The 25,855-nt window shown below is 48.0% G+C and carries 29 protein-coding genes and 1 pseudogene; 16 read left to right on the top strand and 14 right to left on the bottom strand.

All coding sequences use genetic code 11. From position 1 onward, the window contains the following. Positions 1–10: 10 nt before the first annotated feature. The 4 genes from ABDB98_RS05285 to ABDB98_RS05270 all read right to left on the bottom strand — a co-directional run bounded on the left by ABDB98_RS05285 (position 11) and on the right by ABDB98_RS05270 (position 3,384). A complete protein-coding gene (locus tag ABDB98_RS05285; protein ID WP_438421566.1) occupies positions 11–532 on the bottom strand; it encodes a MarR family transcriptional regulator in 522 nt (173 codons plus the stop codon). A gap of 87 nt (positions 533–619) precedes the next feature. Then, on the bottom strand, positions 620–2,098 hold the full coding sequence (locus tag ABDB98_RS05280; RefSeq protein ID WP_438421565.1) for a monooxygenase: 1,479 nt from the start codon (positions 2,096–2,098) through the stop codon (positions 620–622). A 147-nt stretch (positions 2,099–2,245) separates the two neighbouring features. Continuing rightward, entirely contained in the window at positions 2,246–2,761 is a 516-nt protein-coding gene (lepB, locus tag ABDB98_RS05275) for a signal peptidase I (RefSeq protein WP_045925291.1), read from the bottom strand. Continuing rightward, entirely contained in the window at positions 2,758–3,384 is a 627-nt protein-coding gene (locus tag ABDB98_RS05270) for a TVP38/TMEM64 family protein (protein WP_438421564.1), read from the bottom strand. The genes lepB and ABDB98_RS05270 overlap by 4 nt, the downstream gene beginning before the upstream one ends. Positions 3,385–3,534: 150 nt before the next feature. On the opposite strand from ABDB98_RS05270, the gene ABDB98_RS05265 reads away from it, so the two are divergent. From ABDB98_RS05265 to ABDB98_RS05250, 4 genes are all read left to right on the top strand, one after another. Continuing rightward, positions 3,535–3,894, top strand: coding sequence for a hypothetical protein (locus ABDB98_RS05265; RefSeq protein WP_159353986.1), 360 nt, complete (start codon positions 3,535–3,537; stop codon positions 3,892–3,894). Between the two features lie 112 nt (positions 3,895–4,006). Continuing rightward, positions 4,007–4,207, top strand: coding sequence for a DUF3311 domain-containing protein (locus tag ABDB98_RS05260; protein WP_003155162.1), 201 nt, complete (start codon positions 4,007–4,009; stop codon positions 4,205–4,207). Then, the gene (locus ABDB98_RS05255) at positions 4,204–5,673 is read left to right on the top strand and encodes a sodium:solute symporter family protein (RefSeq protein ID WP_438421563.1); all 1,470 of its coding nucleotides are present in this window, start codon (positions 4,204–4,206) and stop codon (positions 5,671–5,673) included. Before ABDB98_RS05260 ends, ABDB98_RS05255 begins: the two co-directional genes overlap by 4 nt. A 40-nt stretch (positions 5,674–5,713) precedes the next feature. After that, complete coding sequence (locus tag ABDB98_RS05250; RefSeq protein ID WP_016938304.1) at positions 5,714–6,031, top strand: YbjQ family protein; 318 nt, start codon at positions 5,714–5,716, stop codon at positions 6,029–6,031. Positions 6,032–6,064: 33 nt separating this feature from the next. Here the strand turns inward: ABDB98_RS05250 and ABDB98_RS05245 are convergent, their stop codons facing one another. Then, the gene (locus ABDB98_RS05245; protein WP_016938305.1) at positions 6,065–6,334 is read right to left on the bottom strand and encodes an excalibur calcium-binding domain-containing protein; all 270 of its coding nucleotides are present in this window, start codon (positions 6,332–6,334) and stop codon (positions 6,065–6,067) included. A 195-nt stretch (positions 6,335–6,529) separates the two neighbouring features. Between ABDB98_RS05245 and ABDB98_RS05240 the strand changes: the two genes are divergently transcribed. Further along, positions 6,530–7,240, top strand: coding sequence for a YrpD family protein (locus ABDB98_RS05240; protein WP_438421562.1), 711 nt, complete (start codon positions 6,530–6,532; stop codon positions 7,238–7,240). 228 nt (positions 7,241–7,468) lie between these two features. Here ABDB98_RS05240 and ABDB98_RS05235 read toward each other — a convergent pair whose 3' ends face one another. Together ABDB98_RS05235 and ABDB98_RS05230 are read right to left on the bottom strand one after the other, a co-directional pair. Continuing rightward, positions 7,469–7,840 (bottom strand): iron chaperone, encoded by a 372-nt coding sequence (locus ABDB98_RS05235; protein WP_060963133.1) that lies wholly within the window; start codon positions 7,838–7,840, stop codon positions 7,469–7,471. Positions 7,841–7,985: 145 nt separating this feature from the next. Continuing rightward, complete coding sequence (locus ABDB98_RS05230; RefSeq protein ID WP_438421561.1) at positions 7,986–8,564, bottom strand: competence protein ComK; 579 nt, start codon at positions 8,562–8,564, stop codon at positions 7,986–7,988. A gap of 316 nt (positions 8,565–8,880) precedes the next feature. On the opposite strand from ABDB98_RS05230, the gene ABDB98_RS05225 reads away from it, so the two are divergent. After that, positions 8,881–9,114, top strand: a complete 234-nt coding sequence (locus tag ABDB98_RS05225) for an IDEAL domain-containing protein (RefSeq protein ID WP_045925286.1) — start codon at positions 8,881–8,883, stop codon at positions 9,112–9,114. Between the two features lie 29 nt (positions 9,115–9,143). Here the strand turns inward: ABDB98_RS05225 and ABDB98_RS05220 are convergent, their stop codons facing one another. Beyond that, the gene (locus ABDB98_RS05220) at positions 9,144–10,001 is read right to left on the bottom strand and encodes an SDR family oxidoreductase (protein WP_007610477.1); all 858 of its coding nucleotides are present in this window, start codon (positions 9,999–10,001) and stop codon (positions 9,144–9,146) included. Positions 10,002–10,124: 123 nt separating this feature from the next. Here ABDB98_RS05220 and ABDB98_RS05215 point away from each other — a divergent pair, with 123 nt between their 5' ends. From ABDB98_RS05215 to ABDB98_RS05185, 7 genes and pseudogenes are all read left to right on the top strand, one after another. After that, positions 10,125–11,648, top strand: a complete 1,524-nt coding sequence (locus ABDB98_RS05215) for an FAD-dependent oxidoreductase (protein ID WP_438421560.1) — start codon at positions 10,125–10,127, stop codon at positions 11,646–11,648. A 232-nt stretch (positions 11,649–11,880) separates the two neighbouring features. Next, positions 11,881–12,255, top strand: a pseudogene (locus tag ABDB98_RS05210) (protoglobin domain-containing protein); the annotation flags it as partial. Between the two features lie 165 nt (positions 12,256–12,420). After that, positions 12,421–13,062 carry a methyl-accepting chemotaxis protein gene (locus ABDB98_RS05205; protein WP_438422115.1) on the top strand — a complete coding sequence of 214 codons (642 nt, stop codon included), beginning with the start codon at positions 12,421–12,423 and terminating at the stop codon, positions 13,060–13,062. A gap of 130 nt (positions 13,063–13,192) precedes the next feature. After that, on the top strand, positions 13,193–13,750 hold the full coding sequence (locus ABDB98_RS05200) for a biotin transporter BioY (protein WP_438421559.1): 558 nt from the start codon (positions 13,193–13,195) through the stop codon (positions 13,748–13,750). An 11-nt stretch (positions 13,751–13,761) separates the two neighbouring features. Then, entirely contained in the window at positions 13,762–15,198 is a 1,437-nt protein-coding gene (locus ABDB98_RS05195; protein WP_438421558.1) for an acyl-CoA synthetase, read from the top strand. Continuing rightward, complete coding sequence (locus ABDB98_RS05190) at positions 15,186–16,277, top strand: acetyl-CoA C-acyltransferase (protein WP_438421557.1); 1,092 nt, start codon at positions 15,186–15,188, stop codon at positions 16,275–16,277. The genes ABDB98_RS05195 and ABDB98_RS05190 overlap by 13 nt, the downstream gene beginning before the upstream one ends. A gap of 50 nt (positions 16,278–16,327) precedes the next feature. Next, positions 16,328–16,903 (top strand): histidine phosphatase family protein, encoded by a 576-nt coding sequence (locus ABDB98_RS05185; protein ID WP_438421556.1) that lies wholly within the window; start codon positions 16,328–16,330, stop codon positions 16,901–16,903. A 15-nt stretch (positions 16,904–16,918) separates the two neighbouring features. Here ABDB98_RS05185 and ABDB98_RS05180 read toward each other — a convergent pair whose 3' ends face one another. Continuing rightward, positions 16,919–17,782: an ABC transporter substrate-binding protein gene (locus ABDB98_RS05180; RefSeq protein ID WP_438421555.1), complete on the bottom strand. Its 864-nt coding sequence runs from the start codon at positions 17,780–17,782 to the stop codon at positions 16,919–16,921. Between the two features lie 486 nt (positions 17,783–18,268). Here ABDB98_RS05180 and ABDB98_RS05175 point away from each other — a divergent pair, with 486 nt between their 5' ends. Beyond that, the gene (locus ABDB98_RS05175; RefSeq protein ID WP_438421554.1) at positions 18,269–19,417 is read left to right on the top strand and encodes a S8 family peptidase; all 1,149 of its coding nucleotides are present in this window, start codon (positions 18,269–18,271) and stop codon (positions 19,415–19,417) included. Positions 19,418–19,460: 43 nt separating this feature from the next. Here ABDB98_RS05175 and ABDB98_RS05170 read toward each other — a convergent pair whose 3' ends face one another. Further along, positions 19,461–20,711, bottom strand: coding sequence for a M48 family metallopeptidase (locus tag ABDB98_RS05170; protein WP_438421553.1), 1,251 nt, complete (start codon positions 20,709–20,711; stop codon positions 19,461–19,463). A 154-nt stretch (positions 20,712–20,865) separates the two neighbouring features. Between ABDB98_RS05170 and ABDB98_RS05165 the strand changes: the two genes are divergently transcribed. Continuing rightward, complete coding sequence (locus tag ABDB98_RS05165) at positions 20,866–21,261, top strand: hypothetical protein (protein ID WP_438421552.1); 396 nt, start codon at positions 20,866–20,868, stop codon at positions 21,259–21,261. Positions 21,262–21,310: 49 nt separating this feature from the next. On the opposite strand, the gene ABDB98_RS05160 is transcribed toward ABDB98_RS05165, so the two are convergent. The 4 genes from ABDB98_RS05160 to ABDB98_RS05145 all read right to left on the bottom strand — a co-directional run bounded on the left by ABDB98_RS05160 (position 21,311) and on the right by ABDB98_RS05145 (position 25,452). Further along, positions 21,311–22,852, bottom strand: coding sequence for a fatty acid--CoA ligase family protein (locus ABDB98_RS05160; protein WP_060963143.1), 1,542 nt, complete (start codon positions 22,850–22,852; stop codon positions 21,311–21,313). A gap of 131 nt (positions 22,853–22,983) precedes the next feature. Then, on the bottom strand, positions 22,984–23,628 hold the full coding sequence (locus ABDB98_RS05155; protein ID WP_060963144.1) for an SDR family oxidoreductase: 645 nt from the start codon (positions 23,626–23,628) through the stop codon (positions 22,984–22,986). 81 nt (positions 23,629–23,709) lie between these two features. Beyond that, entirely contained in the window at positions 23,710–24,705 is a 996-nt protein-coding gene (gene lplJ, locus ABDB98_RS05150) for a lipoate--protein ligase LplJ (protein ID WP_438421551.1), read from the bottom strand. A gap of 12 nt (positions 24,706–24,717) precedes the next feature. Beyond that, positions 24,718–25,452, bottom strand: coding sequence for an MBL fold metallo-hydrolase (locus tag ABDB98_RS05145; protein ID WP_047476707.1), 735 nt, complete (start codon positions 25,450–25,452; stop codon positions 24,718–24,720). Between the two features lie 151 nt (positions 25,453–25,603). Between ABDB98_RS05145 and yhfH the strand changes: the two genes are divergently transcribed. Beyond that, a complete protein-coding gene (gene yhfH, locus ABDB98_RS05140) occupies positions 25,604–25,744 on the top strand; it encodes a protein YhfH (RefSeq protein ID WP_012117221.1) in 141 nt (46 codons plus the stop codon). Positions 25,745–25,855 lie beyond the last annotated feature (111 nt).

The following is a 25,855-nucleotide window of genomic DNA, read 5'->3' as shown; positions in this document are numbered from 1 at the left end:
GCGTGTTTTTTTATTTCAACAGCTGCCCGACGCCATTTACAGAGCGCCAGTTTGCTGAAAGATCACGGAACAGCCGTTCAGCAAATAACAGTTCTTCATCTGTATAGCGATCCAAAAATGCCAAGAACCGCTTTTTTATCATTTCGTGGTATTCGTGATGAAGGGAATGCAGCTCTTTTCCGGCAGGAGTCAGCCGGAAATAGACTTCTTTTTTATTGTCGCTCAGCCGGGTTCTGCGCAGAAAGCCGGCTTCCAAAAACTTCGCGCAGCTTCTCGACACGGTCGGTTTTGTCGTCTTCATTTTTTCTGCTATTGATGTGACATTGATCGGTTCGTTATCTCCGATACAAGATAAAATGTGTATTTCCGTCAAGGTCAGCTGAAGTTTTTTGCCGTTTTCTTCTCGGAGTTCGTCCATCCGTCCGGCCAACGACGCCCTGATGTCCTCCTGACACCTCTCCTGCTCATGGAAAATGTCTGTCAGCCCTTCGAGAATCATGTGTTTTGCATGGTCTGGCTGTCTTCTGTCCAACTGCGGGTCACCCTTCCGTATGAATTGTTTCTTTTACTATAACGTTTTGTTACGGAAGAAACAATCACGCAGGTGCATAAAAGGGTATCAGATAAGTCCCCATCTCTCCAAACCGGCCAGTACGGCTTCTTCCGCTTCACGTCCCGAGCCGCCGGCCGCCCAAGCCGCGTGGCCGTCCGGCCGGATCAAAACAGAATGGACGTCATCCCAGCCGGCACGGTTTTCAGAAAGCGCCGCCCTAACAGTCACCACGCTGTCCGTATCAATACCGGCAGGAATGCTTCCTCTTAATGACAGCAGCACAAAGCCGCCCTTGTGAAGAAAATCATACAGCCGGGCCGGCCGGCCGTCATAAAGAATCAGCTCTATATCGGGCAGCCGTTTTCCGTTCAGGATATGCGGCGCAAGCTCCGGGTCCGGTTCATAATGCAGATCAAGCGCGGATACTTTTCCCGCCAATAAACGGTTGGCCTCCTGAAAATCGAGCAAAGCGGTCATCGTATCTCTTAATGCCATCCCTGACTCGGTAAAATCCATGAGCTTGATCTGGGTTTTTATATTGTGCATAACTTCTTTTCCCGCGCTGTGCCTTTCCTGATGATAGCTGTCCAGAAGATGAGGCGCCGCTTTCCCCTTCATTTCCGCCCCCAGCTTCCAGCCGAGGTTGAAGGCATCCTGAAGCCCGGTGTTCAGCCCTTGGCCGCCTGCGGGAAAATGAATATGCGCCGCATCACCGGCCACAAAAACCCGGCCTGAGCGGTATTGTTCGGCCTGACGCTCGGCATTGCCGAACCTTGACGTCCACACCGGATCACTCAATCCGAAATCAGTGCCGCATATCTGCCGCAGGTCTTCTTTCAGCTCTTTTTCTGTGACCGGCTCTTCTTTCTGCTTTTGCGGAGCGTGCGGAGAAACGATCAGGACGCGGAAAAGCCCGTCCGTAAGAGGGACAATGACAACCGATCCCGCCAGACGGCACGTTGAAAAAAAGGCAGATTCAGGCGGAGTTTTCAAAACGGCATCACAGAGGGTTCCTATTAAGTCGGCATCAGTGCCCGAAAAAGCGATACCCGCCTGTTTCCGGACAATGCTCCCCGCTCCGTCTGTACCCGCGGCATATAAGCTGCGCAGGGTGCGGATACCGCTTTCATCCCGGAACACCGTCTCCACTCCGTCATCCGTCTGGGTAACGGACACCGCTTCCGCTCCGCGGATGATATCTGCGCCTAAACTTAATGCATATTCTTCCAAAAGCCGCTCCGTATCTGCCTGAGGCAGCATTAACGAATAATTCTGCTTAGAATCCAGCCGGGAAAAATCCAGCCGTGTATCCAGCATCGAAAAATGGCCGGATGACACCTTTGTCCCTTTATCCAAAAAGCGTTCCAATATGCCTCTCATGGCAAAAAGCTCCAGTGTGCGCGGATGCATAATAAGCGCCTTGGAATAGGGCACCGTCTTCTTCAATCGTTCAATGACAGTCGTTTTCACTCCGGCCAGCGCAAGCTCTGATGCGAGCATGAGCCCGACCGGACCTCCCCCGATAATGGCAGCCTGTGTTTCCATCTCATCAGCCCTCTTTCGTATTTTTGTTACACTCGCAACAAAAGCATTAAAAATAAAACGCCTGATTTTTGTTTCGCGCGTAACAATACCCATTATAGTCTTCCCTCTGCTTTTTGACAATCATTTCCGAATAAAAAAAGACGCCGTTCACTTGGCGTCTGATTCACTGATGACCCCGACGATGTCTTTATCCTTAATCGGTCCGAAATGACGGCTGTCGAGGCTGTATATGCGATTGTCGCCAATAACGAAATATTGTCCTTTCGGTATGCTTTTGCGCCCGGTCGTTTCCTTCAATGTATAATCACCGGTCACATGGCTGCCTGCGGACAATGATGACTTTAACGGTTTTAAAAACGGTTCTGAAACCCGTTTTCCATTCACATACAGCTGGTCTTCCCTGTAAGCGATCGACTCGCCCGGGAGCCCGATGACACGTTTGATCAGCACTTTGTGGTGCGGGCCTTTAAACAGCACAATATCGAAACGGCGGATCGTTTTGTAACGATGGGAAAACTTGTTGACTATCAGCTCATTTCCTTGTTTAAAGGTCGGATTCATGCTGATTCCTTCGACTTTGTAATCAATAAAAATGGCATTTTTTAATTGTATGGCCAAAACAACGATAAGCACGCCGGCTATAAACCAAAATCGTTTTTTCAAGATTCCTGTCTCCCTCCGTCTTTCTCATGCTGACTGATCCTCGTCTGTAAACGCCGTTCGATATGCTTTCCTGCATACCACAGCACGGCGATCACCGTTAAGGCGCCCGCCATCCTGAAAGGCTGTGTAAAGAGCGCGTGAAGGTCATACCCGATAAAGCTGATCATAAAGATCATGACCATTTTCCCCATAGCGGCGGCTGATACAAACTGCAGCGCCCCCACACGTGACAGGCCGGCAACGATATGAACCGCAGCGGACGGCGTAAAGGGGAAGCAAAGTAAAATAAACAGCGGACCGAAACCGTGCCGCTCAACCCACAGCATCATCCGCCTTATGGTCTCATGCCTGCGGATGAAACCGAAAGCTCTTTTCTGTCCAAAACGGCGGACGGCATAAAACATAAGCAGTGATCCTGCCGCAGATCCGAGCCACGACAGAAAAAAACCTTCCCACAGCCCAAATGCATTCGTATTCGCCACCACAAATACAACAAGCGGCAAAAACGGAAGAAACGCTTCAATAAAAGGCAGTAAAACCGCAGCCGCCGGGCCGAAAGCTCTATAGCTTTGGAACCATTCCGTCAGCTGTTCCTCAGTGAAATATGATAAAAATTGCTCCAACGTTTATACTCCTTAACGAGTTTGTCTATCCTTATTCTACACATTATCTCCAAAAAACGAAAATGTTTACGAGATTTTCCGACTTGAAATATCGTGTAAGTGAGTATAAAATAAGAACAAACGTTCCCTTTTAAGAAAGAAGGAGTATTTATGCCTGACATCCGGAGCGGCACCCGCGACCTCATCGAAAAAGGGCTGTTTCTGCCCATGGCGGCCGCCATTCTGAATCGGGATTTCGAAGCGCTTGATTCGTGCCCGTTCAAATTAAAACAACCCTATAAACAGCTTATCAGCTGCTCTTTAAAATTAGCACAAAAGGATTTGAGTGATGTTCGAAAAGAGTTAAGAAAGCGTAAAATCAAAATATACGAAGCCCAAAGAGATGAAGCATTTACGCTTTATATATGCACCATTAACGGCTATGAAGAAAAACACCGTTATTTCAACCCGAGAATACGGGAACAGGTAACCGCCTTAGTGGAATATTACCTGTCTCTTGCGACCATTTAAAAAGCAGCCGGGACTGCTTTTCTTTGAAACTGTAAAATTCAGACTATTCACACTATACATTCGACATGATTTTCTTTATAATTCGGTACACGCTTTTCAAAGGAGGAATGTTATGAAACTGATTCATGTGCTCGCTGCCCTGCCCTTTTTCGGAATTCTCGCCGGCATTCCATTTGCCAACCGGGTGACGCCTTATGTTTTCGGAATGCCTTTCATTCTCGCATATGTCGTCATCTGGGCCGTTCTGACTTCTGTTCTGATGGCTGCCGTTTACAAATTGGACAAAGAAAACAAGGCGGGTGAGACGGAATGAACGCCGCATTTCCCGTAATGGCCGCCGTGCTCCTGTTTTGTGTATATCTCGGAATCCGCGCCCGAAAAGGAAAAAAGATGGACCTTGAACAATGGACGGTGGGCGGACGCGGCTTCGGCACGATGTTTGTCTTTTTATTAATGGCGGGAGAAATTTACACGACCTTCACATTCCTCGGCGGAAGCGGATGGGCTTATGGAAAAGGAGGTCCCGCCTTTTACATTATCGCTTACGGCTGTCTTGCCTACATTTTGTCATATTGGCTTCTGCCTGCCGTGTGGACATACGCCAAACAGCATAAACTGATGTCGCAATCTGATTTTTTTATTTCAAAATACAACAGCCCGCTCCTCGGCATTCTCGTATCGCTCGTCGGCATCGCATCTCTCATCCCCTATCTCGTCCTGCAGCTGAAAGGGCTCGGATTAATTGTTTCGGCAACGTCGTACGGCCAGATTCCGCCATCAGCCGCAGTCTGGATCGGCGCTGTCTCCATCACGATTTATGTGATGATTTCAGGAATCCACGGTTCAGCGTGGATATCAGTCGTCAAAGATATAATGATTTTAGGCATCGTCCTGTATTTAGGCATTTATCTGCCCATTCATTACTACGGCGGTTTTTCAGAGATGTTCAAACAAATCGACGCCGCAAAACCCGGATTTCTCACACTTTCTGAAACCGGACAAAGCCCTTCATGGTTCAGCTCAACCGTCCTGCTGACCGCCCTCGGCTTTTATATGTGGCCCCATACATTTGCCGCTTCCTATTCGGCGGAGCATCCGCGGGTGTTTCGGAAAAACGCAATCATCATGCCTCTTTATCAGCTCGTCCTGCTGTTTGTCATCTTTACCGGATTTGCGGCGATTCTGCAGGTCCCCGGTTTAAAAGGGGCGGACACGGATCTCGCCTTATTAAAGCTGTCAGTGAAAACCTTTGATCCTTGGTTTGTCGGACTGATCGGATCGGCTGGCATTCTGACGGCGCTTGTCCCCGGTTCAATGATACTCATGGCCTCAAGCACGCTGTTCGCCAAAAATGTGTACAAAGCCATTCGGCCCGGCACGACTGACAAAAAAGTTTCGCGGCTCGCAAAATACGCCGTACCCGTTATCGCGCTGATTTCCGTATATTTTACGCTGAAAGGCGGAAATACCATCGTCACCTTGCTTTTAATGGGCTACAGCCTTGTCACCCAGCTTTTCCCTGCGCTTTTATTCAGCCTGCCGAAGCGGCGTTTTATCACAAGCCACGGCGCTTTTGCCGGCATAGCGGCCGGGGTCGGGACGGTCGCCTTCATCACGCTGACCGAATCAACCATCGGAACCCTCTTTCCGTTTCTTCCGCAGATCGTGAAAGACATGAATACAGGCATCATCGCGCTGATGTTAAACACTGCCGTCATGTTTGCAGTCAGCGCCGCAGTCAGAAAAAAACAAATCAGCGCAGCCGAAAAGGCGGCTTAATGATAAAATAGCGGTAAGACACATGGAGGGGGCAAGCCGCATGATCATGACCACAACTGAAACCGTCGCCGGAAAACAGATTACGGAAGTAAAAGGCCTGGTGACAAGCAGTATCGTCCAGTCCCGTCACATCGGAAAAGACTTGCTTGCAGGCTTAAAATCTGTCGTCGGCGGCGAATTAAAAAGCTATACCGAAATGCTGGAAGACTCCAAAAAAGCGGTGAAAGAACGGCTGATCAGAGAAGCGGAGCAGCTCGGTGCGAACGCCATCGTTGGCCTGCGGTTCGAACTGACCGCCGGACAGAACACATCCGAATTAATCGGATACGGAACCGCCGTCACCATCGAATCAATGTAAAAAAAACAAGCCTCTTTAAAGAGGCTTGTTTTTTTATTTCTCACATGCGATATAGTCTTTATCACGATCAAGTCTTTTATTTGCATCGTAAAGCGCTTTTGAGACATATGGCTTGTACTTTGTTCTGCCGCCTTTGTTTTTCACTTTTGACGTCCGGGCCACGCCGCCCTTATACACCTTATTCAGCGCCTTGCAGTTTTGATACGTTTTCACCTTTGTTTTCGCTTCCGCCGTCTGCCCCGCCCCGTATGAACATCCGAACACCAGACCGAAAGACAAAAGCACAGCTGCCGTCTTTTTCATCCTCTATCTATCCCCTCTCCTGAGTGATGCGGTATTGCTGAACATAGCATAGTTCAAATAATCTCCATTTACAAGATAAATAGGAAAAAAGTTTCGTTTTACATTTGCCCGTATCTCTTTTATGGAATTTCTTTCAAAACCTTTTATAATATGAATTGATAGCGCTATCTGACTATGATGATAGGAGGAGAAATGATGATGAAAAAAGGGCTTCTTGCGGGTGTGCTCACTTCAGCCGTTCTATTCGGTGTATGTACTGCGGATATTCCCGGGGTCATCAGCCCCAATACGGCGGAAGCGGCGTCCCAGCTCAGCAAAGGAATCGGCGGAAGGGCCTACCTGAACAGTACAGGCTCTGTTCTCGTCACGAAAATTCAGCTTCCGAGCTCGATTCAGGTGTCAAATGGGACAGCCTATATTTACTCAGGATTTACCGGAGGCACGGAGGCCGATATCGGGCTTCAGTACAGTGAAACGTATCATGTATGGAAACCGATCATGAAAGTCGGTTCAAAGGGACAAGGCCAGGTCAAGTATCTGGAAGGAGAAAGCCAATTCACCTATACGAAAGGCTTCCGGCCCGGCAGCACCGTACAGCTGACCATCTACAAAAATCTGAACGGCAATACCCGCGCCACATATTGGGGGACGAATAATGACGGGTACACCGGCCGCATCATTTCAGAACTCGCCCAAACAAATGTAGGTTCGGTCTCAAAATGGAAAGCGCTCGCCACTGTTGCGGTCACATCAGAGGATCAGCGCCCTTACATCAAATCAAACTTCTCAACAGCTTTTACAAACATCACGATCGACAATAAAGCAGTCACACCTGTGGTGGATACACAGGACTTTGCCAAAGTGACGGTGTCAGGCAGCAGCGTCAGCATGTCTGTCGTCAAATAAAGAATTCCGAACGCACGATTCCTGCCATCGTGCGTTTCGTTATGTCAATCCCACTCTTTACCGCGAAGATTTCGCCTGAAGGAAAAGCCATTTTAAACCGGGGCGGTCGCCGAACCCGGGTATTCAGGCGATGAACGCATGATGATCCTCCTCTGGGAACGCAAATCCCTTAGGATTACTTTTCATAAAAAAGCTCCTGATCAGGTTTGTGCTTTAATATTTTTTCGTTCATTTCCGCCAAAACGCTGAACAGTCTGCCTTCTCCTGAATATTAAATTGAATCATGCTTTCAAGCAGATCATAATGCACCGGTTCAGTCCATTGAATTCTGAACAAACGGGAAGTGGCGCTGTAGCCGGCGCGGGCGATGTCATCGGCAAAGTGCGCAATCCCCGCTTCTTCGGGGGAAACACTTAGATGGTGCTTCGCTGCTGCAAAGCCGATAATAAAGGTGCCGTGATCGGTAAACATCGGCGTATTCCACTTGATCTGCGGTTGTAAATTCGGGAATCGGTCAGCCGTCCACGACAGGATTTCCTCTAGTTTGAGCCGGTGATCCGGGTTGTCGATTCCTGATACATATTTTGCAAATACATTCATGCCCATCTCTCCTAAAATATAATGTCATGACTCTTTCCACCATCATAGCCAACAGACGGAGACGATACAACTCTGCCCGGGGATGTAAATCAAAAAAGCCCTCTCCAAAAAGGAAAGGGCCCGTCCCTTCACATCACAGCTTTCTCTAATATCTCTCCCCCAGCTCCCGCAAAATAAAGTCGTAGATCATTTTAGTCCGCTCTTCTTTCGGGTACAGCATGAATTCCTGCCGCTTCGGGATATGACTGCCCATCCTGTCCTGAAAAGTGGTTCTGAGATAGGCGGTTCTGTAAACCTGGTTCTCAAAAGAATGGTAAGATACTTCCAGCTCCATCGTTTTGCCGTTTGAGAATGTGACCGCTGTATCATCGAATGCGGTCGGTTGAAAATCTTTAACATGCACATGAGATATCCAGCCGCATTGAGGCCTTACAGAAGAAAGTGTAGGGAATAAAAAGATGTGATTTGAAGGGTCCACCATAATCGGCGGCTTGTGAGAAATTTTAATCGCTTCATACGTTCCCGCTTTTCTCCCGGCGTAGCTCGAGCCAAAGTAGCGGCAGCTTCTGTCAATGATGTGAATCGGCTTCATGCTGACATACAGAATGCAATCTTTTTCAATGATCTTCGACCCCATTTTACCGTCTATTTCCTCAGGCAAAACAGCGATGGTTGAACGATTTACTTCGTAGCTTTCTAAGGGTGCGTGTGTTTTCTGGCACATAATGTGCAGCCTCCAATCCTTTTCTTGAAAATTTATACTAATAATCTATCATCTGTCATTGGAAAACGACAGGTTTTTTTTGAATATAGCTAAAAATCACCTTTTCAAGATATAATTTAGTCTTAATTTACTACTTAAAGATTATTTTTCAATTTCGTTTTCACCACATTTATACAATGTTATTTTTCAATTTTTCGTCAGTTTGCAGGATATGTCGGTATATTTCCAAGCATTAGTTGTCTAAAGATTATAAAAATTAATTGATTTTTCCGGCTGTTATCCATATACTATAAAAAAGGCATTGGGGGGATTCTTTATGAAAGAGAAAAAATCGTACACTGAGCTCATGAAGTCCCGCAACACGCAAAAAGCAAATGAATTCGATGTGACAATGGCCGATATTTACATTCAAATGGTGCTCGACGAATCCTTGTATAAACGCCGGCTCCACACGCTGACAAAACAGATTGATAAAGCGCTTGATGATAAAAATAAAGAAGCGTTCCTTACGCTTTCTAAAGAATATGCCGCACTCAAACAGAGTGAATAAGCCAATCCATATGGATTGGCTTTTTTATATTATCCGTTTACGATGGTGCCGCCGTTCACATGAATTGTCTGTCCCGTGACATAAGAAGAATCATCGCTTGCTAAGTATAAATAGCTCGGTGCCACTTCAACAGGCTCTCCCGGGCGCTGCATCGGCACGTCTGAGCCGAAGACTTCCACTTCCTTCGCCGAGAAGCTCGCCGGAATGAGCGGCGTCCAGATCGGCCCCGGCGCCACTGCGTTCACCCTGATCCCCTGAGTGACAAGAGACTGGGACAGAGATCTTGTAAACGTGACGATCGCCCCTTTTGTCGCTGAATAGTCAATCAATGTTTTGTGGCCTTTGTAGGCGGTAATGGAGGCCGTATTAATGATTGAACTTCCTTTTTTCAAATGAGGGAGCGCGGCTTTCGTTAAGTAAAACATTGAAAAAATATTCGTCTGAAACGTTCTGATGAGCTGGTGGCTGGTGATTTTCTCAATCCCCGGCTGCACGTGCTGCTCACCCGCATTGTTGACTAAGATGTCAATGGAAGGAAAGGCTTGGCCCGCCTGACGGATGACATCGTTGCAAAAGGCTTCGTCGCCGACATCACCTGCGATCAGCAGACACTTTGCCCCCTCTTTTTCTACATATTGCTTCGTCTCTTCGGCGTCCTGATGCTCATCAAAGTAAACGATGACCACATTTGCGCCTTCCTTCGCGAACAAAACGGATACAGCGCGTCCGATTCCGCTGTCTCCGCCCGTGATAATCGCAGTTTTTCCTTCAAGTTTTTTCGCCGCTTTCGGTTTGTCAAACACAGGGCGCGGGTCCATTACATATTCAAAGCCCGGCTGCCGGTTTTGATGCTGCGGCGGCAAGGTTTTCTTCTTCTGATTCGCCATTTTGATCACTCCTTTACATTAATTACTATATTATGAGTAATTTGAGCATCTTATACGACTTTCATGTATGAATATAGACTTATTGGAAAAATTAAGAATATACAATAGAGGAGGTAATTTGAAATGACTGCTTTTTCAAACGAGGAATCTGCTTCCTATTGGAAAGCAACAGCTGACATTCCTTCCTTTCCCGCCCTGACTGAAGATACGGAATGCGACGTTGCGGTTATCGGCGGAGGAATTACGGGCCTGACAACAGCATACGAGCTGACGAAAAGAGGCTTCCGTGTCGCTGTCATTGAAGCAGACCGGATTTTAAACGGGACGACCGCGGGCACGACCGCAAAAATCACCGCCCAGCATGATTTCATCTATGCCGATCTAATTCAGCAGATCGGACTGACCAGCGCAAGGCTCTATTTCGAAGCCCATCTTCGCGCTATGGAAGACATGAAGCAGATCATCAAGGACCTTTCGATTGACTGCAGGCTGATTGAACAAGACGCGTATATTTACACGAATACGGACTCCGGCGTCAAAAAAATCCGCAGCGAGCAGGAAGCCTACACCAAGCTCGGCATTGAACACGAGCTTGTGAAAGAACTTCCCGTCCCCGTTAATTGCAGGCTCGGCCTTGCCATGAAGAATCAGGCGCAATTTCATCCGCTTTTATATGGCGCGGCGCTTGTGAAGGAGATGGTCAAAAACGGGGCGCGGATTTTTGAACAGACGGCGGCAATTGACATTAAAAAAGAACCGCAGCCTGAGGTGGTCACGAAAAACAGACACGGCATCAAGTGCCGCTACATTGTCTGCTCCTCCCACTTTCCTTTTTATGACGGCGGAGGGCTTTATGCCGCCAGAATGTATGCCAGCAGATCCTACGTGCTGGCGGTAAAACCGAAGCAAGCGTATCCTGACGGCATGTTTCTCAGCATAGACAAGCCGTCCAGATCACTGCGCTATACAGAGCTGAACGGTGAAAAACTGGTGCTCGTCGGAGGCGAAAGCCACAAAACAGGCCAAGGAAAAGAAATGTCCGAGCATTACGAAGCGCTGAAACAATTTGCAGAAGACACAATCGGGGTCGAAAGCATCCCATATCATTGGTCTGCGCAAGACCTTGTCACCATTGACAAAATCCCGTTCATCGGTCCGATCTCAGGCGATGAAGAATATATTTTGGCGGCGACCGGTTTTAAAAAATGGGGCATGACAAGCTCAGCCCTTGCGGCGAAGCTTTTGGCCGATCATATCCAAAACAAAAAGAACCCGTTTTCCGGCCTGTTTATCCCGTCACGTTTCCACGCAGATCCGGGGCTGAAAAAACTGATTTCCTATAATGCCGACGTAGCCAAACACCTTATCTCGGGCAAACTTGAAAGGCCGGACGCTTCACCTGAGTCCCTTCAGCCCGGAGAGGGAAAAATCGTAACCGTAAACGGCAAACGGGCCGGCGCCTATAAAGATGAAAAAGGCTGCCTGCATCTTGTCGACACGACATGCACCCATTTAGGCTGTGAGGTTGAATGGAATGACGGCGAACGGACGTGGGACTGCCCTTGTCACGGCTCCCGGTTCACACCTGACGGCGGGGTTGCCGAAGGTCCCGCCGTCAAGCCGCTTAAGCGTATCACGCAAGATTAACTGAACCATTCTGTATGAATGGTTTTATTTTTTCGGCATTAAAATATTTTTACCAGATTCCTTCATTCAAGTTCCTTCCAAACCGATAAAAAGAAAAAGAGAATATCTGGAGGAACTAATATTGTTATTTAAAAAAGACCGCAAAAAAGAATCAGCTTATTTTTCAGAAGCCGACGGCAAAAAACGCATCGAGCTTTCAAATCAATATGCAGATGTCAAAAAGCAGCTGAAAATGGTCAGGCTTGGAAACGAAGAGCTTCATGTGCTTGAAGAGCTGCAGCCGTTAATCAAAGAACATATATCCACAATCGTCGATTCCTTTTACCGAAACCTGGATCACGAAAAATCATTAATGACGATCATTAACGACCATAGCACGGTCGAGCGCCTGAAAAAAACATTACGCCGTCACATCCACGAAATGTTCGCCGGCACGATTGATGATGAATTCATTGAGAAAAGACAGCGCATCGCTTCCATTCATTTGCGGATCGGCCTTGAACCGAAATGGTATATGGGGGCGTTTCAGGATCTGCTTCTGTCGATGATGAACATATATGAAGCTTCCATCCCGGATTTGCATGAGCTTTTAAAAGCGATCAAAGCGACGACGAAAATACTGAATCTCGAACAGCAGCTCGTCCTTGAAGCGTTCCAGACCGAATATAACTGCCAGCGGGACGAGCAAGAAGAAAAGAAAGCCCGTCTTCATCAAAAAATTCAGGAAACATCCGGATCACTCGCTGATCTGTTTTCAGAAACGAGCAGAGCCGTGCAGGAGCTGGTCGATAAATCAGAGGACATTTCCGAGGCGTCAAAAGCCGGCACCGTCACTTCCGTACATGTAGAAGAAAAGTCAATCGGCGGAAAAAAAGAACTTGAAAGCCAGCAGAAGCAATTGAATAAAATCGACTCCAGCCTTCTGCATATTGAAGAAGAAATGGATAAGCTGAATGACATTGCCCAGCAAATCGAAAAAATCTTCGGCATCGTGACGGGGATCGCCGAGCAAACGAATCTCCTGTCATTAAACGCTTCAATAGAATCTGCAAGAGCCGGGGAGCACGGCAAAGGCTTCGCGGTTGTCGCAACGGAAGTAAGAAAGCTTTCAGAGGATACGAAAAAAACCGTTTCCACCGTATCAGAGCTTGTGAACAATACCAATACACAAATCAACATCGTATCCAAACATATTAAAGATGTAAACGGACTTGTGGGTGAAACGAAAGAAAAAATGATGCAGATCAACCGTCTGTTTGATGACATCGTCCAAAGCATGAAAACGAGCAAAGATCAGACAGGCAAAATCGACGTTGATTTACAGGCTTTTCTCGGCGGCCTTCAAGAAGTCAGCCGCGCCGTTTCCCACGTTGCATCATCCGTTGATTCACTTGTTATCCTCACAGAAGAATAAAGATAAACCGGCCGGCCTTTTTTATAAAGGGCCGGTCTTTTTAATGTAAACCAAAAATATAATGATGTTGACATATATAAAGACTCGCTTTATTGTATAAACATATTTTGATAAGCTGGAGGAATACATAATGAAATTGACAGAAATGATGCATATTGCCGTGTTTACCGCCATTATGGGACTTTTGGGGCTTCTCCCCCCGCTTTTCTTATCCTTTACGCCGGTTCCGATTACACTCCAGACGATCGGTGTGCTTTTATCAGGAAGCATATTAAAACCGAAAGCCGCGTTTTTAAGCCAATTGCTGTTTTTGCTGATTGTGGCATGCGGAGCGCCTCTCCTTTCGGGCGGAAGAGGCGGGTTCGGGGTTTTTTTCGGGCCGAGCGCCGGGTATCTCGCCGCATATCCGCTTGCGGCATTCCTGCTTAGCCTCAGCATCCGAAACCTTCGCTCAGCCAGCGCACCCCATTTGTTTATCAGACAGTTTTTGTTCGGCGTGCTGTTTTTGTATATCATCGGCATTCCCGTTCAGGCTTTTATGATGCACATTGATATCTTGACTGCCGTAAAGCTCAGCCTCATCTATGTGCCCGGAGATCTGCTTAAAGCGGCCGCAGCCTCATTCGCAGCCGTAAGAATCAGAAAAACTCTTCAAGCAAGCCGGCTTTTGCCGACGAAAGGAAGCTGATTTTACTCATCATGATTACATCATCATATTCAGATACAGCCGGACAAGCGCCGGAACACATCGCCATTCAGACAGAAACAGAACAGATCAACTATCAAACCTGGAACAGGCTAGTAAACCAAACCGCAAACTGGCTTGGCAGCCTTTCAGGTAAGCCGAAAAACATTGCAATATTACTGCCGAATGAAATCCCTTTTTTACAACTATTCGCAGGCGCGGCGCATGCCGGCTGCACGGCGGTTCCGTTAGATCCCCGCTCGGCAGCGGCGGAATTCGCGGATCAGCTGCACATCAGCAAAACCGACCTCGTCATCTGTGACCGCCGGCTGAGCGGCAGACTGGACGGCGTCAAAACGCCTGTCATCCTATGGGATGAATGCAGGCCCTTGATCGAGGCGGAAAAAACGGAAGGCGCTTTTATCAAAAACGCCGGCCTGCCCTTTTATACCGGATTCACCTCGGGATCGACCGGTAAGCCGAAAGCCTTCACCCGCTCTCACCGTTCGTGGCTGGAGAGCTTTTCTTGTACGAAACGTGAATTCGGCATTTCCCCTGATGACAAAGTGCTGGTACCGGGCACTCTGCGCTCATCACACTTTTTGTACGGCGCCGTCAGCACTTTGTTTATCGGCGGAACCGTCATCCTTCAAAGAAAATTCAACCCGGCCGGAATGAAAGACCGGCTGAGACAAGCTGATGTTCTGTATACCGTACCGACAATGACCGACGCCCTGCTCTCGGCAGAAGCGTTTCCGGATAAACCGCTCAAGGTGATTTCTTCCGGTGCAGACTGGCCCGCTTCGTCTAAACAAGCGCTGTCAGACCGCTATCCTCATTTGCGGTTATATGATTTTTACGGAACGTCCGAGCTGAGTTTCGTGGCTTTCTTATCGCCTGAAGACGGCGCAAAAAAACCAAATGCGGCGGGCCGGCCGTTTGATCATGTTAAAATCGAAATCCGCCGGCCCGGCGGAGAACGCTGCATGCCGGGCGAAACGGGGAAGATTTTTGTGAACAGCCCGATGAAATTTTCGGGATACATCGGCGGCGCAAAGCCTGATGATTCCGGATGGATGACGGTTGACGACATGGGGTATGCCGACCGTGACGGCTATCTATATATCGAAGGACGTGAAAACGGGATGATCGTATCCGGCGGCCTGAACGTGTTTCCTGAAGAGATTGAACGTGTGCTCAACGGCTGTCCGGGCGTCAGAAAAGCAGCCGTAACCGGTGTGCCTGATGCCTATTGGGGCAGCATCGCCGTTGCGGTGATCGACGGACATGCGGATGTAAAGGAACTAAAGAAACGGTGCCGCGAACAGCTGGCGGCATATAAAATCCCGAAAAAATGGCTGTTTTCAGAAATACCGGAAACAGCCGGCGGAAAGATCGCCCGTGCCGCCATACAAAAGCAGGCAAAGGACATGATGGAATGGAAGCGGTAATTACGGATGCGAAACGGACGATTTTTGCCCGGGAAAACGGCCTGTTAAAGGACTGTCTTCCTGAGGATTTAGCCGCTCCGCTGATCCGCCATTTGAGCCGGAACACACCCGAAGACATTGATGAAGTCCTGATCGGAAACGCGACGGGCCGCGGCGGAAACCTCGCCCGGCTGTCAGCCTTGGCAGCCGGACTTCCTTTGAGCGTGTCCGGGACGACCATCGACAGACAGTGCGGCTCTGGGCTTGATGCCGTGAGAATCGCGTGTCATTTTGTTAAAGCCGGCGCAGGGAGCACGTATATCGCGGGAGGAGCGGAGAGCAGCAGCCGCTCCCCTTTCTCATCGCGCGCGCGTTTTTCTCCTGAACATATCGGCGATCCTGATATGGGCATAGCAGCCGAGTATACGGCACAGGCTTACGGGGTAACGAGAAAGATGCAGGACGAATATGCCCTTCTCAGCTATGAACGGAGCGTCAAAGCGCACGAAGACGGCCTGTACCGCCGGGAGATCCTCCCCATTCGCGGATTCACCGCTGACGAAAACATGCAAAAAAAGCGGAACATGGAGCCTCTCATCGCCCGCGCCAAACCCGTCTTTCAGCCCGGAGGCTCTGTCACCGCCGCCAACAGCTGCGGAATTTCTGACGGGGCGGCGGCAGTCTGTGTGATGGAAGAACAAAAAGCGCGGTCTCTCGGTTTAAAGCCGGGATTGCGTTTTATCGGAAGCGCGGTAAGCGGCGTCCATCCGCATTATCCTTCAGCAGCTCCGGTGTATGCCGTCCAAAAACTGCTGAAGGAGCTGGACCTGTCACCCGATGACATTGATATATACGAAATAAACGAGGCGTTTGCCGTCAAAATATGCGTCTTTTCACAGCAGCTTCAAGTGCCGTATTCTAAAATAAATGTCCGGGGCGGCGCTCTGGCCGTCGGACATCCGTACGGGGCTTCCGGAGCGGCGCTTGTCACCCGGCTTTTTTATGAAGCAAAAAGGCGGCCGGATGCCCGATTTGCAGCAGCAGCGATCGGCAGCGGAGGCGGAGTCGGACTGGCGCTTCTCTTTGAAGTGTTAACGTAACGGCAGTATAATAGATGATATCGATAAAAAATGATCGGAGTGGAGACTTTATGACTGCCGTTTGTTTAGTAAGACATGGAGAAACTGATTGGAACGCCCAAAAGAAGCTTCAAGGCAAATCGGATATTCCGTTAAATGCGACGGGAGAGCGTCAGGCGAAAGAAACAGGAGAATACTTAAAAGGTTTCAAATGGGATGTCATCGTCTCAAGCCCGATGAAACGGGCCAGAAAAACAGCCGACATCATTAATGGATTTCTGAATCTGCCCATCGTCGTCATGGAAGATTTCAGAGAACGGAGCTATGGGGATGCGGAAGGAATGTCTTTACCGGAACGGTCGAAGCGCTATCCGGATAAAAACTATCCGAACATGGAGACCGCAGAGGAGCTGACAGACAGAATGCTGGCCGGTTTAGTGAAAGTTCAGGAGCGCTTCCCTGATCAAAAAGTACTGATCGTCGCTCACGGCGCAGCCATTCACGCCCTCTTGTCCGCCATTTCTGACGGTGACACCGACATACAAAACGCAAAGCTTGTCAATGCTTGTCTGAGCAATATTGAACGGATTGAAGATCAGTGGCGCGTCAATGATTACAATGTAAGCAGCCACCTTTCAGAATCATAGCAAAAAGGCCCGCATTCAATGCCGGGCCTTTTTAGCGGGCATTTTTTCCTGCAGATCATGTAATATGGCGTCCGCACCGTCAATACTCCGGCGTTCCGTCCAAACCGCCCTGTCCGCGCGGTAAACATGTCCGTTTTTCACGGCTTTAAGCTGTTTCCAGATCGGATTCTTTTCGAATTCTTTCTCTCCGCCCAACAGCACGATGTAATCAGGATCGATATGCAAAAGCTTCCCGGGCGTCATTTTGATAGGCTCAGATTTTCCGCCGGAAGCTGTCTGGACCGCATAGGTAAACCCTGCGAGCGTTAAAAGCCGGGACGTAAAAAACTGATCATCCTTTACGAAAAAGCTGCCGTTTACAGCGTTCATTATTAAAATCGAGGCGCCTTCTGCATCCAGTTTTCTTTTGATGTCATTCAGCTTTTCTTCTTGAGCCGACAACTGTTTCTCTATGATGCCCTCTTTACCGGCCGCCTTTTCAATGGTAAGGGCGGCGTCAACCGCATCCTGATAATCCGCATCTTCATTTTTTAAAGCGATTGTCGGAGCGATCTCCGTCAGCTTATCGTATATCCCTCCGTGCAGGTCTGAGTCCGCAATGATGAGATCGGGTTTCAGCGAAGCGATCTTTTTCAGGTCGGGATGTGACCGGGTGCCGGCGTTTCCCGCTGACCGGTTATCGGCCGCAGCCACAGGCTTTATGCCGAGATCATCTAGGGTATCATTAAAGCCCGGATTCAGCACGGCGACGCGCTTCGGATGCGCTGCCACATGTGATGTCCCCAGATCATGTCTGATGGCAGTCTCATGTTCCGGCCCTGAACATGCCGATATGAAGAGGACGGCCAAGATCGGCATCAGCATACTGAATCGTTTCATCTGTTCCCCTCTTTCGTTTTTCCGCAATTATATCATGAGCAAGATCAGCATCAATGATATTCATAATCATTATTTTTATAAAATGGTTTCATGGCTATTCTCCACCAAGGAAGTCAAGAATTGATTCATGCTGAAGCTTTTTCTCATTCTGTTTCACGTCCATCAGTCTTCTGCATTCAACAAAAAGTGACATTTATCCTGTTTTTGGCGCAGCATCCAAAAATGGAAGCAAAACATTCGACCCAGTAAACAAGCGAGTCATTGCGCTTGTGTACATTTACTCATGTCCTTCCATCGGTTTTTTCCATTAAAATTTAAATATTTCGGGTTCCTACTAAATGAAAGAGAGTTGATATACCTAAATAGAAATAAAATAGGATGAAAAAAATTGGGTCTACTAAAATATTATTCCATACTATACAATTAATCCACAGAATAGTCTGTATATTGGTTATTCTGCAAATGAAAAAAAGGAGAGGATAAAGAGTGAGAGGCAAAAAGGTATGGATCAGTTTGCTGTTTGCTTTAGCGTTAATCTTTACGATGGCGTTCGGCAGCACGTCTTCTGCCCAGGCGGCAGGAAAATCAAACGGGGAAAAGAAATATATTGTCGGGTTCAAACAGACAATGAGCACGATGAGCGCCGCTAAGAAGAAAGATGTCATTTCTGAAAAAGGCGGAAAAGTACAGAAGCAATTCAAATATGTAGACGCAGCTTCAGCTACATTAAATGAAAAAGCTGTAAAAGAGCTGAAAAAAGACCCTAGCGTCGCTTACGTTGAAGAAGATCACGTTGCAAAAGCGTACGCGCAATCCGTGCCTTACGGCGTATCTCAAATCAAAGCCCCTGCTCTGCACTCTCAAGGCTTCACCGGATCAAATGTTAAAGTAGCGGTTATCGACAGCGGTATCGATTCTTCTCATCCTGATTTAAAGGTGGCAGGCGGAGCCAGCATGGTTCCTTCTGAAACAAATCCTTTCCAAGACAACAACTCTCACGGAACTCACGTTGCCGGCACAGTTGCGGCTCTTAATAACTCAATCGGTGTATTAGGCGTTGCGCCAAGCGCATCCCTTTACGCGGTAAAGGTTCTCGGCGCTGACGGTTCCGGTCAGTACAGCTGGATCATTAACGGAATTGAGTGGGCGATCGCAAACAAAATGGACGTTATTAATATGAGCCTCGGCGGACCTTCTGGTTCTGCAGCGTTAAAAGCGGCAGTTGACAAAGCCGTTGCTTCCGGCGTCGTAGTCGTTGCGGCAGCCGGTAACGAAGGCACTTCCGGCGGCTCAAGCACAGTGGGCTACCCTGGTAAATACCCTTCTGTCATTGCGGTTGGCGCTGTTGACAGCAGCAACCAAAGAGCATCTTTCTCAAGCGTAGGTTCTGAGCTTGATGTCATGGCACCTGGCGTATCGATCCAAAGCACGCTTCCTGGAAACAAATACGGCGCGTACAACGGTACGTCAATGGCATCTCCGCACGTTGCCGGAGCGGCTGCTTTAATTCTTTCTAAGCATCCGAACTGGACAACCACTCAAGTCCGCAGCAGTTTAGAAAACACCACTACAAAACTTGGTGATGCTTTCTACTACGGAAAAGGGCTGATCAACGTACAGGCGGCAGCTCAGTAAAACATAAAAAACCGGCGTCGGCCTTGGCCCCGCCGGTTTTTTATTATTTTTCTTCCTCCGCATGTTCAATCCGCTCCATAATCGACGGATGGCTCCCTTTGAAAACCTTGACGAGAAACGGAGGATTGACCCGGCTCAGTCCCGTAACGGCTAAATCCTGAAACGTCTCAATCGCCGCTTCCCGGTTTCCGGTCAGCTCGATGCCGTAACGGTCGGCGGCGTTTTCCTGATACCGGGAGACGGCATTCGTAATCGGATCAGAAGCAAAACTGAGCACGGAGATGAGCAGCAATAACAGCGGGAGAGCGGCCAGATCTTTAGGCCCCTCTATATGAAGCATCCGGCTGAAGGATTTCGCCAGCCGCCTGTAAAGCTTGTCAATGATATAGAACCCGGCCAATGACAGCAGCAGATACCCGGCAAGTCCGATGTACACGTGCTTCATCACATAGTGCCCCATCTCATGCCCCATTATGAACAAAATTTCCGGATCCTTCAGTTTGTTAAGAGTCGTATCCCACAAAACGATGCGCTTATTCGAACCGATGCCCGTCACATACGCATTCAGCGCGTTCGTTTTCTCCGACATATTCACTTCATAAACATGGCTGGCGGGAATATCGGCCTTGTCGGCAAGCGACAAAATTTTGCTTTCCAGCTCCTTGTCTTTCAGCGGATAAAATTCATTGTATAAAGGATCAATGACAACCGGCTGCAGGAAAAACAAAAACAGGGTAAACGGCACGGTCAGACACCATGCGTAAAACCACCATTTTTTTGTATGCTTTGTGATCAGCCAGTAAAACACAAGCACACACGCGGCAAACAGCGGAAAACTGATCCAGAAATCAATGACATGGTCTCTGATCCAGCTTGTTGTGGTCTGGGTCGAAATATGATACGCAAGCGAAACCCGATAGCCGATCCACTCAAGCGGAAGCGAAGCCGCCGTAACGATGAGTGAAATGACAAATACGAAGCTTACGATTTGCAGCACCCGAAAGCGCACCGCTGCTTCCAGCCATTGCTTTATTTTTTTGGCAAGCCCAGTAATGAGCAGCAGAAAAAATAAAAACCAATCTAACGGCGCCCCGATAAAAAACAGAAAATCCTTTACATTTGAATAGTTTTCAGCGGCTGCCAGGCGGCCCGGGTCCATAAACGAGGCCGGATCGGCTTTCGTTCCCTTTACGGCCTCCGGGACCGCAGAGTCTCCTGTCATAAAGAAATACCAATAGAAAAAAAGGCCGTACAGCACATAGGCAAGTCCCGATGCCGCAATCCATTTGCGCATGGAAGTCACCCTCCTTACCCTTATGACTTACTCCTATTGTAAGCATAAATGCAAATAAATAGAACCAAGCCTCCGAAACGGATGTTAATCTTTTCACAACAGAAAAGAATGGAACAACAGGAAGCGGGAAAGACTAAAAGACGGAGTGATGAATATGAAAAAAATAATCGCATTTATTGTAGTAATCGCCCTTTTGGTTATTGCTTTCTTCTATGTATACAGCCGGACCGGCGATGTGTTTCCATCAAGCAACGCAGATCTGATTATTCTGTCTGAGCACGGAAAAAAAGAAATCAAAATTAAAGACAGGCAGAATGTAAAAGATATGCTCGATATCTTGAACCAAGGAAAACAAGTCAAACTGACCAAAAGCTTGTCTCCCGATTACAACGGAACGGTCAAATACCATGAAGACCGTTTTGATTCATTCAGCATGTGGCTCGAAAGCGGCAATTATATGACGTACAAGCATAAAAACACGTATTACAAACTGACCCGGCATGATACGTTGCTTGTGCAAAGCATCATTAAGGAAGAATCGCAGAGCTGACCGGATCAGTTCATGTAAAAGCGAAGCCCCCGGCTTCGCTTTTCGTCTGTCATTTCGGAAGCATGTCCCGGACCGCCCGTCTCAGCAGCTTCCCGGTCGCGTTCTTCGGAATCTCATCAAGAAAAACCACTTCCGCCGGGCGCTTATATTTTGCTAAATGCTGTTCACAGTAATCAACAACGGCCTGCTCTGTCAGCTCACCATCGGCAGGCACTATATAAGCATGCACCGCTTCCCCCGTTTTGGCGTCAGGAACGCCGATAACCACGGCTTCTTTAATGCCCTCATGGCTGTAGAGCACTTCTTCTACTTCACGCGGATAGACGTTGTATCCGCCGACGAGAATCATATCTTTTTTTCTGTCGACGATATAAAAATAACCGTCTTCATCGCGCTTCGCCAAATCACCAGTGTATAGCCAGCCGTCCTTCAGCGCATGTTCCGTCTCCTCCGGCATCTTGTAATAGCCTTTCATCACATTCGGCCCTTTCACAATCAATTCCCCCACTTGATGGGCGGGCAGTTCTCGACCGAGCGTATCAACGACTTTATTTTCGACATGCAAAATATTCGTCCCGATTGAGCCGGGCTTTCTCCCCCGGTCAAACGGATTGAAACAAGTAACCGGAGACGCTTCAGAAAGTCCGTATCCTTCCAAAATGGTGACATTAAAGGTTTGTTCAAACGTCTGCAGCAGAGCGACCGGCATCGAAGCTCCGCCTGAAATGCAGAGCCTGATAGACGCAAAATCCTCCGCCTTTCCGTGCTCATATTGATACAGGTAGTTATACATCGTCGGAACGCCTGCAAAAATAGTTGCCTGCCGGCGTTTAATCAGTTTAAACACAGAGGCCGGGCTGAATTGCGGCTCGATTAATACACACGCTCCGCTCATCAGAGGCGCATTCATACAAACAGTTAAACAAAAAACGTGAAACATCGGCAATGCGGCTACAATTTTATCTTTCTCATTCATTCCTAAGTATCCGGCGACATCATTCGCGTTGGAAAAAAGATTCTGATGGGTGAGCATGGCGCCTTTCGGTTTTCCCGTCGTCCCTGAGGTATATAAAATGACGGCAGTATCATCTTGGGACAATGTCGGATAGGTTCTGGTGCGCTCCGCCGGACGGAGCATTTTTGTAAACGTTGTCATTTTTAAGCGCAATTGAGGGTCTTCTGTCGATGGAGCGTTCTCTGCGGTCTGACTGATGATGATATGCTCCACTAGCGGCAATGAGCCGTGCAGGCTTTCAAATACGGGAATTAAAAGGTCGATGCCGGCGATCGCTTTGACATCGCCGTTTTTCAGCATATATGCGATCTCTGAAGGTGTGTATGCCGGATTAACAGGTATGACGACAACTCCCGCTTTTAACGCGCCGAAAAACGCAATGACAAAATCAGGCGTATTTCCGAGCAGCAAAGCGAGATGATCCCCTTTTTTCAGTCCCCTGTCTTCCAATCCGTTTGCAAATGCTTCGATTTTACCTGCCAGCTCCTCATACGTCATGTACTGATCTTGAAACAGACAAGCTGGTTTTTCCGGTTTCTGTGATGCCGTTTCTTCTAATTTGGAAACCAGATTCATTTTCCCACCCCTTTAAAAATGTAATGAATGAATAGTCATTCACTTCTCCGGAATAAACGTTCACTTTCATTATAGAAAAATATAGAAAAACACTCAAGGGCTAAAAGCCCCGAGTGCCTTAAAACCGGAAACTATAATTGTTTCAGCGCTTCTCTGATGGGCGTGCTGCCCGCCGTCAGATCGAACGCCTTTTCATACGTATTCGGTTCATTAAGGGATGCGATAACGGTCTTGGCGACATCGTCTCTTGAAATGGAGCCTCTTTCTAAATCGGCGGCGGCATTGATATTGCCCGTTCCGGGATCATTTAATAGTCCGCCGGGACGGATAATCGTATACGTCAAACCGCTCGCTTCAAGGATTTTGTCCGCATAATGCTTTGCGGCATAATACGGCTTCAGCGATTCATTCCAGTTGGCCCGGTTATGAGCCTGAAGGGCGCTCACCATAATAAACCGCTTAATGCCGGCTTTCTTTGCCGCTTCTATCGCTTTTGCCGCTCCGTCAAGATCAATCAAAAGCGTCTTATCGTATCCGGTGCTTCCGCCTGATCCGGCGGTAAAAACCATCGCGTCACAGCCCTCGGCGGCTTTCGCGATGTCTTCCGCACTTCCTTCGAGATCCGCAAGAACGGCTTCTGTTCCCGCAGCTTGAAGCGCTTCTTTCTGCTCTTCTTTCCGGACCATCGCCCGCAGCGTATGGGTGCCGTCTTGTTGAAACAGCCCGGTCAGCCGCTGTCCGATCTGTCCGTTTGCTCCGATGAGAAATACTTTCATCATGATCCCTCCCTATCTATTATGGTTCTATCATTTCATAAAAACGGGCGCTGATTCAAATCATGCGGTTTGGCAAGTGTTCTAATAAATCAGTTCGAGGAAGTCTTCCAGCTCTATTTTGCCGAAATACTGTTTCAGCTCAATTCCGGCCAGCGCCTCCCTGATCGCGGTTCTGTCATACTGTTTTCCGCTCAGCGCCTGTTCGACTTCACTCACATCTTTCGCACCGAAAAAATCACCGAAAATTTTGCAGTCTTGAATGATTCCTTTTTTCACTTCAAGGCGCAGATCAATTGATCCGACCGGATAACGTTTGGAATGCTGAAGATTGAATGCCGGCGACCTGCCGAAATTCCAGTCCCAGTTTTGATAACGCTCTTCAGAAATCTTCCGGATCGCTTTCCAATCTTCATCCGTCAGCTTATATTCCGGCACTTTGGAAAGATCATTTGTATTAAAAATATGGTGAAGCAGGTGCTTTTTGAATTCATCGGCCGTCATTTTGTCATCAAGAAACTCGCTGATGTTGGCGACACGGCTTCTGATTGATTTAATGCCCTTTGATTCGATTTTGTCTTTTTTCACTTTCAGTGCTGACACAACATGGTCAATGGCCGAATCCAGCATTAATGTTCCGTGGCTGAAAATCCGCCCTTTCGTCGAGAATTGAGCGTTGCCGGAAATTTTTCTGCCATCTGCGACAATGTCGTTGCGGCCGCTTAATTCAGCTTCCACACCGAGCTGGCGCAACGCCTGAATGACGGGTTCGGTGAATTTTTTAAAATTGTGAAAGCTGTCTCCGTCATCCTTTGTGATAAAACTGAAATTCAGATTTCCGAGATCGTGATAAACCGCGCCGCCTCCTGACAGTCTGCGGACGACGATGATTCCGTTATCTTCTACGTATTTCGTATTGATTTCTTCTATTGTATTTTGATTCTTCCCGATGATAATCGACGGCTGATTGACATAAAAAAGCAGGTATGTCTGTTCAGGGTCGAGATGCTTCACGCAATATTCTTCGATCGCGAGGTTGATCCTCGGATCGGTTATGTTTTGGTTATCAATAAATAACATGGTGCTCCTCCTCTATTTCTCCCACTTCAATCCGGAGGCCGCGATTTTCACTTCGCCCCCGAATACGGTTTCCGCTTCTTCTTTCAGCTTGCGGTGCTCGCCGAAATGAGGCAGATGTGTGAGAATCAGCTCCCCCGCTCCCGCCTCCTTCGCGATACGTCCGGCTTCCAAGCTGTTCATATGGCCGGCTGACGTGCCGTCCTGGTCTGCGTAAAAATTACACTCGCAGATCAGCAGATCGGCATTTTCCGCAAACGGAATAAACGAGTCCTGATAGCTTGAATCAGCTGTATACACAACGGAAGCGGAACCGTCAGTAATCCGCATCGCATAACAAGTGACCGGATGTACCGTTTTCAGAAAGGTAATCGTGAACGGCCCGGCAGAAAGCGGACGGTCCGGCTGATAGGCCACTCCCTTTGTATGCGTTTTGTATGTAAGACGCTCAAACTGTTCTATATCAGCATCATGCCCATAAATCGGCAGCGCATCCGTTCCTTTTCCAAGAAATGAGCCGACCTGCTTGGCAAATTGAAGCGGCCCGATATCAGCAATGTGGTCATGATGATAATGGGACAAAATCACGGCATCAAGCTCTTCTGCCGGTACATAGGCAAACAGCTTTGATAATACGGCGCTTCCGCAATCGACGAGCAAAGAATAACCGCCGGACTGAAACAGATAGCCTGAAGTTGCTTCATTTGCGGCCGGAAACCCGCCGCAGCATCCAATAACTGTAACTTTCATATAATCCTCCGAATGTTTATGATAAAAAGATCCTTTCCTCCAATATACCTATTTTTCGTACAAATTGCATGTTTTAAACATTGTGCCAAAACAGCCGTTGATTTCTCAAAACTGTTATAATACAATATAGAGACAACACAATGAAAGAGGGATGGGTATGTTGGAAAAGATGTCGGATTTTTTCAGAAATTTACCCGGTAAGAAATGTGAAGAATGCGGAAATGAGATTGTTGAGCAGTATGAGTGTCACATTAATCTGTGCAATGACTGCTTGAAAATTAAGGATATGTGACAATAGGGCGCCGCACAATTCTAAGTTGTGCGGCGCCCGTTTTTTTCGGCCCTCATCATACTTTCTGAATAGGGCGTTATTCACCATTATTAGCAATTATATGTACGTTTT

This window comes from Bacillus siamensis (assembly GCF_051628075.1).
Lineage (GTDB): Bacteria > Bacillota > Bacilli > Bacillales > Bacillaceae > Bacillus > Bacillus siamensis.
This window is presented reverse-complemented; position numbering and strand designations above follow the sequence as displayed.

Bases quoted from the DNA above. Each gene is read 5' to 3' on its own strand.
- ABDB98_RS05280 (WP_438421565.1), bottom strand. From the start codon at position 2,098: ATGGAAACACAGGCTGCCATTATCGGGGGAGGTCCGGTCGGGCTCATG.
- ABDB98_RS05265 (WP_159353986.1), top strand. From the start codon at position 3,535: ATGCCTGACATCCGGAGCGGCACCCGCGACCTCATCGAAAAAGGGCTG.
- ABDB98_RS05260 (WP_003155162.1), top strand. From the start codon at position 4,007: ATGAAACTGATTCATGTGCTCGCTGCCCTGCCCTTTTTCGGAATTCTC.
- ABDB98_RS05255 (WP_438421563.1), top strand. From the start codon at position 4,204: ATGAACGCCGCATTTCCCGTAATGGCCGCCGTGCTCCTGTTTTGTGTA.
- ABDB98_RS05250 (WP_016938304.1), top strand. From the start codon at position 5,714: ATGATCATGACCACAACTGAAACCGTCGCCGGAAAACAGATTACGGAA.
- ABDB98_RS05245 (WP_016938305.1), bottom strand. From the start codon at position 6,334: ATGAAAAAGACGGCAGCTGTGCTTTTGTCTTTCGGTCTGGTGTTCGGA.
- ABDB98_RS05240 (WP_438421562.1), top strand. From the start codon at position 6,530: ATGATGAAAAAAGGGCTTCTTGCGGGTGTGCTCACTTCAGCCGTTCTA.
- ABDB98_RS05235 (WP_060963133.1), bottom strand. From the start codon at position 7,840: ATGAATGTATTTGCAAAATATGTATCAGGAATCGACAACCCGGATCAC.
- ABDB98_RS05230 (WP_438421561.1), bottom strand. From the start codon at position 8,564: ATGTGCCAGAAAACACACGCACCCTTAGAAAGCTACGAAGTAAATCGT.
- ABDB98_RS05225 (WP_045925286.1), top strand. From the start codon at position 8,881: ATGAAAGAGAAAAAATCGTACACTGAGCTCATGAAGTCCCGCAACACG.
- ABDB98_RS05220 (WP_007610477.1), bottom strand. From the start codon at position 10,001: ATGGCGAATCAGAAGAAGAAAACCTTGCCGCCGCAGCATCAAAACCGG.
- ABDB98_RS05215 (WP_438421560.1), top strand. From the start codon at position 10,125: ATGACTGCTTTTTCAAACGAGGAATCTGCTTCCTATTGGAAAGCAACA.
- ABDB98_RS05200 (WP_438421559.1), top strand. From the start codon at position 13,193: ATGAAATTGACAGAAATGATGCATATTGCCGTGTTTACCGCCATTATG.
- ABDB98_RS05195 (WP_438421558.1), top strand. From the start codon at position 13,762: ATGATTACATCATCATATTCAGATACAGCCGGACAAGCGCCGGAACAC.
- ABDB98_RS05190 (WP_438421557.1), top strand. From the start codon at position 15,186: ATGGAAGCGGTAATTACGGATGCGAAACGGACGATTTTTGCCCGGGAA.
- ABDB98_RS05185 (WP_438421556.1), top strand. From the start codon at position 16,328: ATGACTGCCGTTTGTTTAGTAAGACATGGAGAAACTGATTGGAACGCC.
- ABDB98_RS05180 (WP_438421555.1), bottom strand. From the start codon at position 17,782: ATGAAACGATTCAGTATGCTGATGCCGATCTTGGCCGTCCTCTTCATA.
- ABDB98_RS05170 (WP_438421553.1), bottom strand. From the start codon at position 20,711: ATGCGCAAATGGATTGCGGCATCGGGACTTGCCTATGTGCTGTACGGC.
- ABDB98_RS05165 (WP_438421552.1), top strand. From the start codon at position 20,866: ATGAAAAAAATAATCGCATTTATTGTAGTAATCGCCCTTTTGGTTATT.
- ABDB98_RS05160 (WP_060963143.1), bottom strand. From the start codon at position 22,852: ATGAATCTGGTTTCCAAATTAGAAGAAACGGCATCACAGAAACCGGAA.
- ABDB98_RS05155 (WP_060963144.1), bottom strand. From the start codon at position 23,628: ATGAAAGTATTTCTCATCGGAGCAAACGGACAGATCGGACAGCGGCTG.
- lplJ (WP_438421551.1), bottom strand. From the start codon at position 24,705: ATGTTATTTATTGATAACCAAAACATAACCGATCCGAGGATCAACCTC.
- ABDB98_RS05145 (WP_047476707.1), bottom strand. From the start codon at position 25,452: ATGAAAGTTACAGTTATTGGATGCTGCGGCGGGTTTCCGGCCGCAAAT.
- yhfH (WP_012117221.1), top strand. From the start codon at position 25,604: ATGGGTATGTTGGAAAAGATGTCGGATTTTTTCAGAAATTTACCCGGT.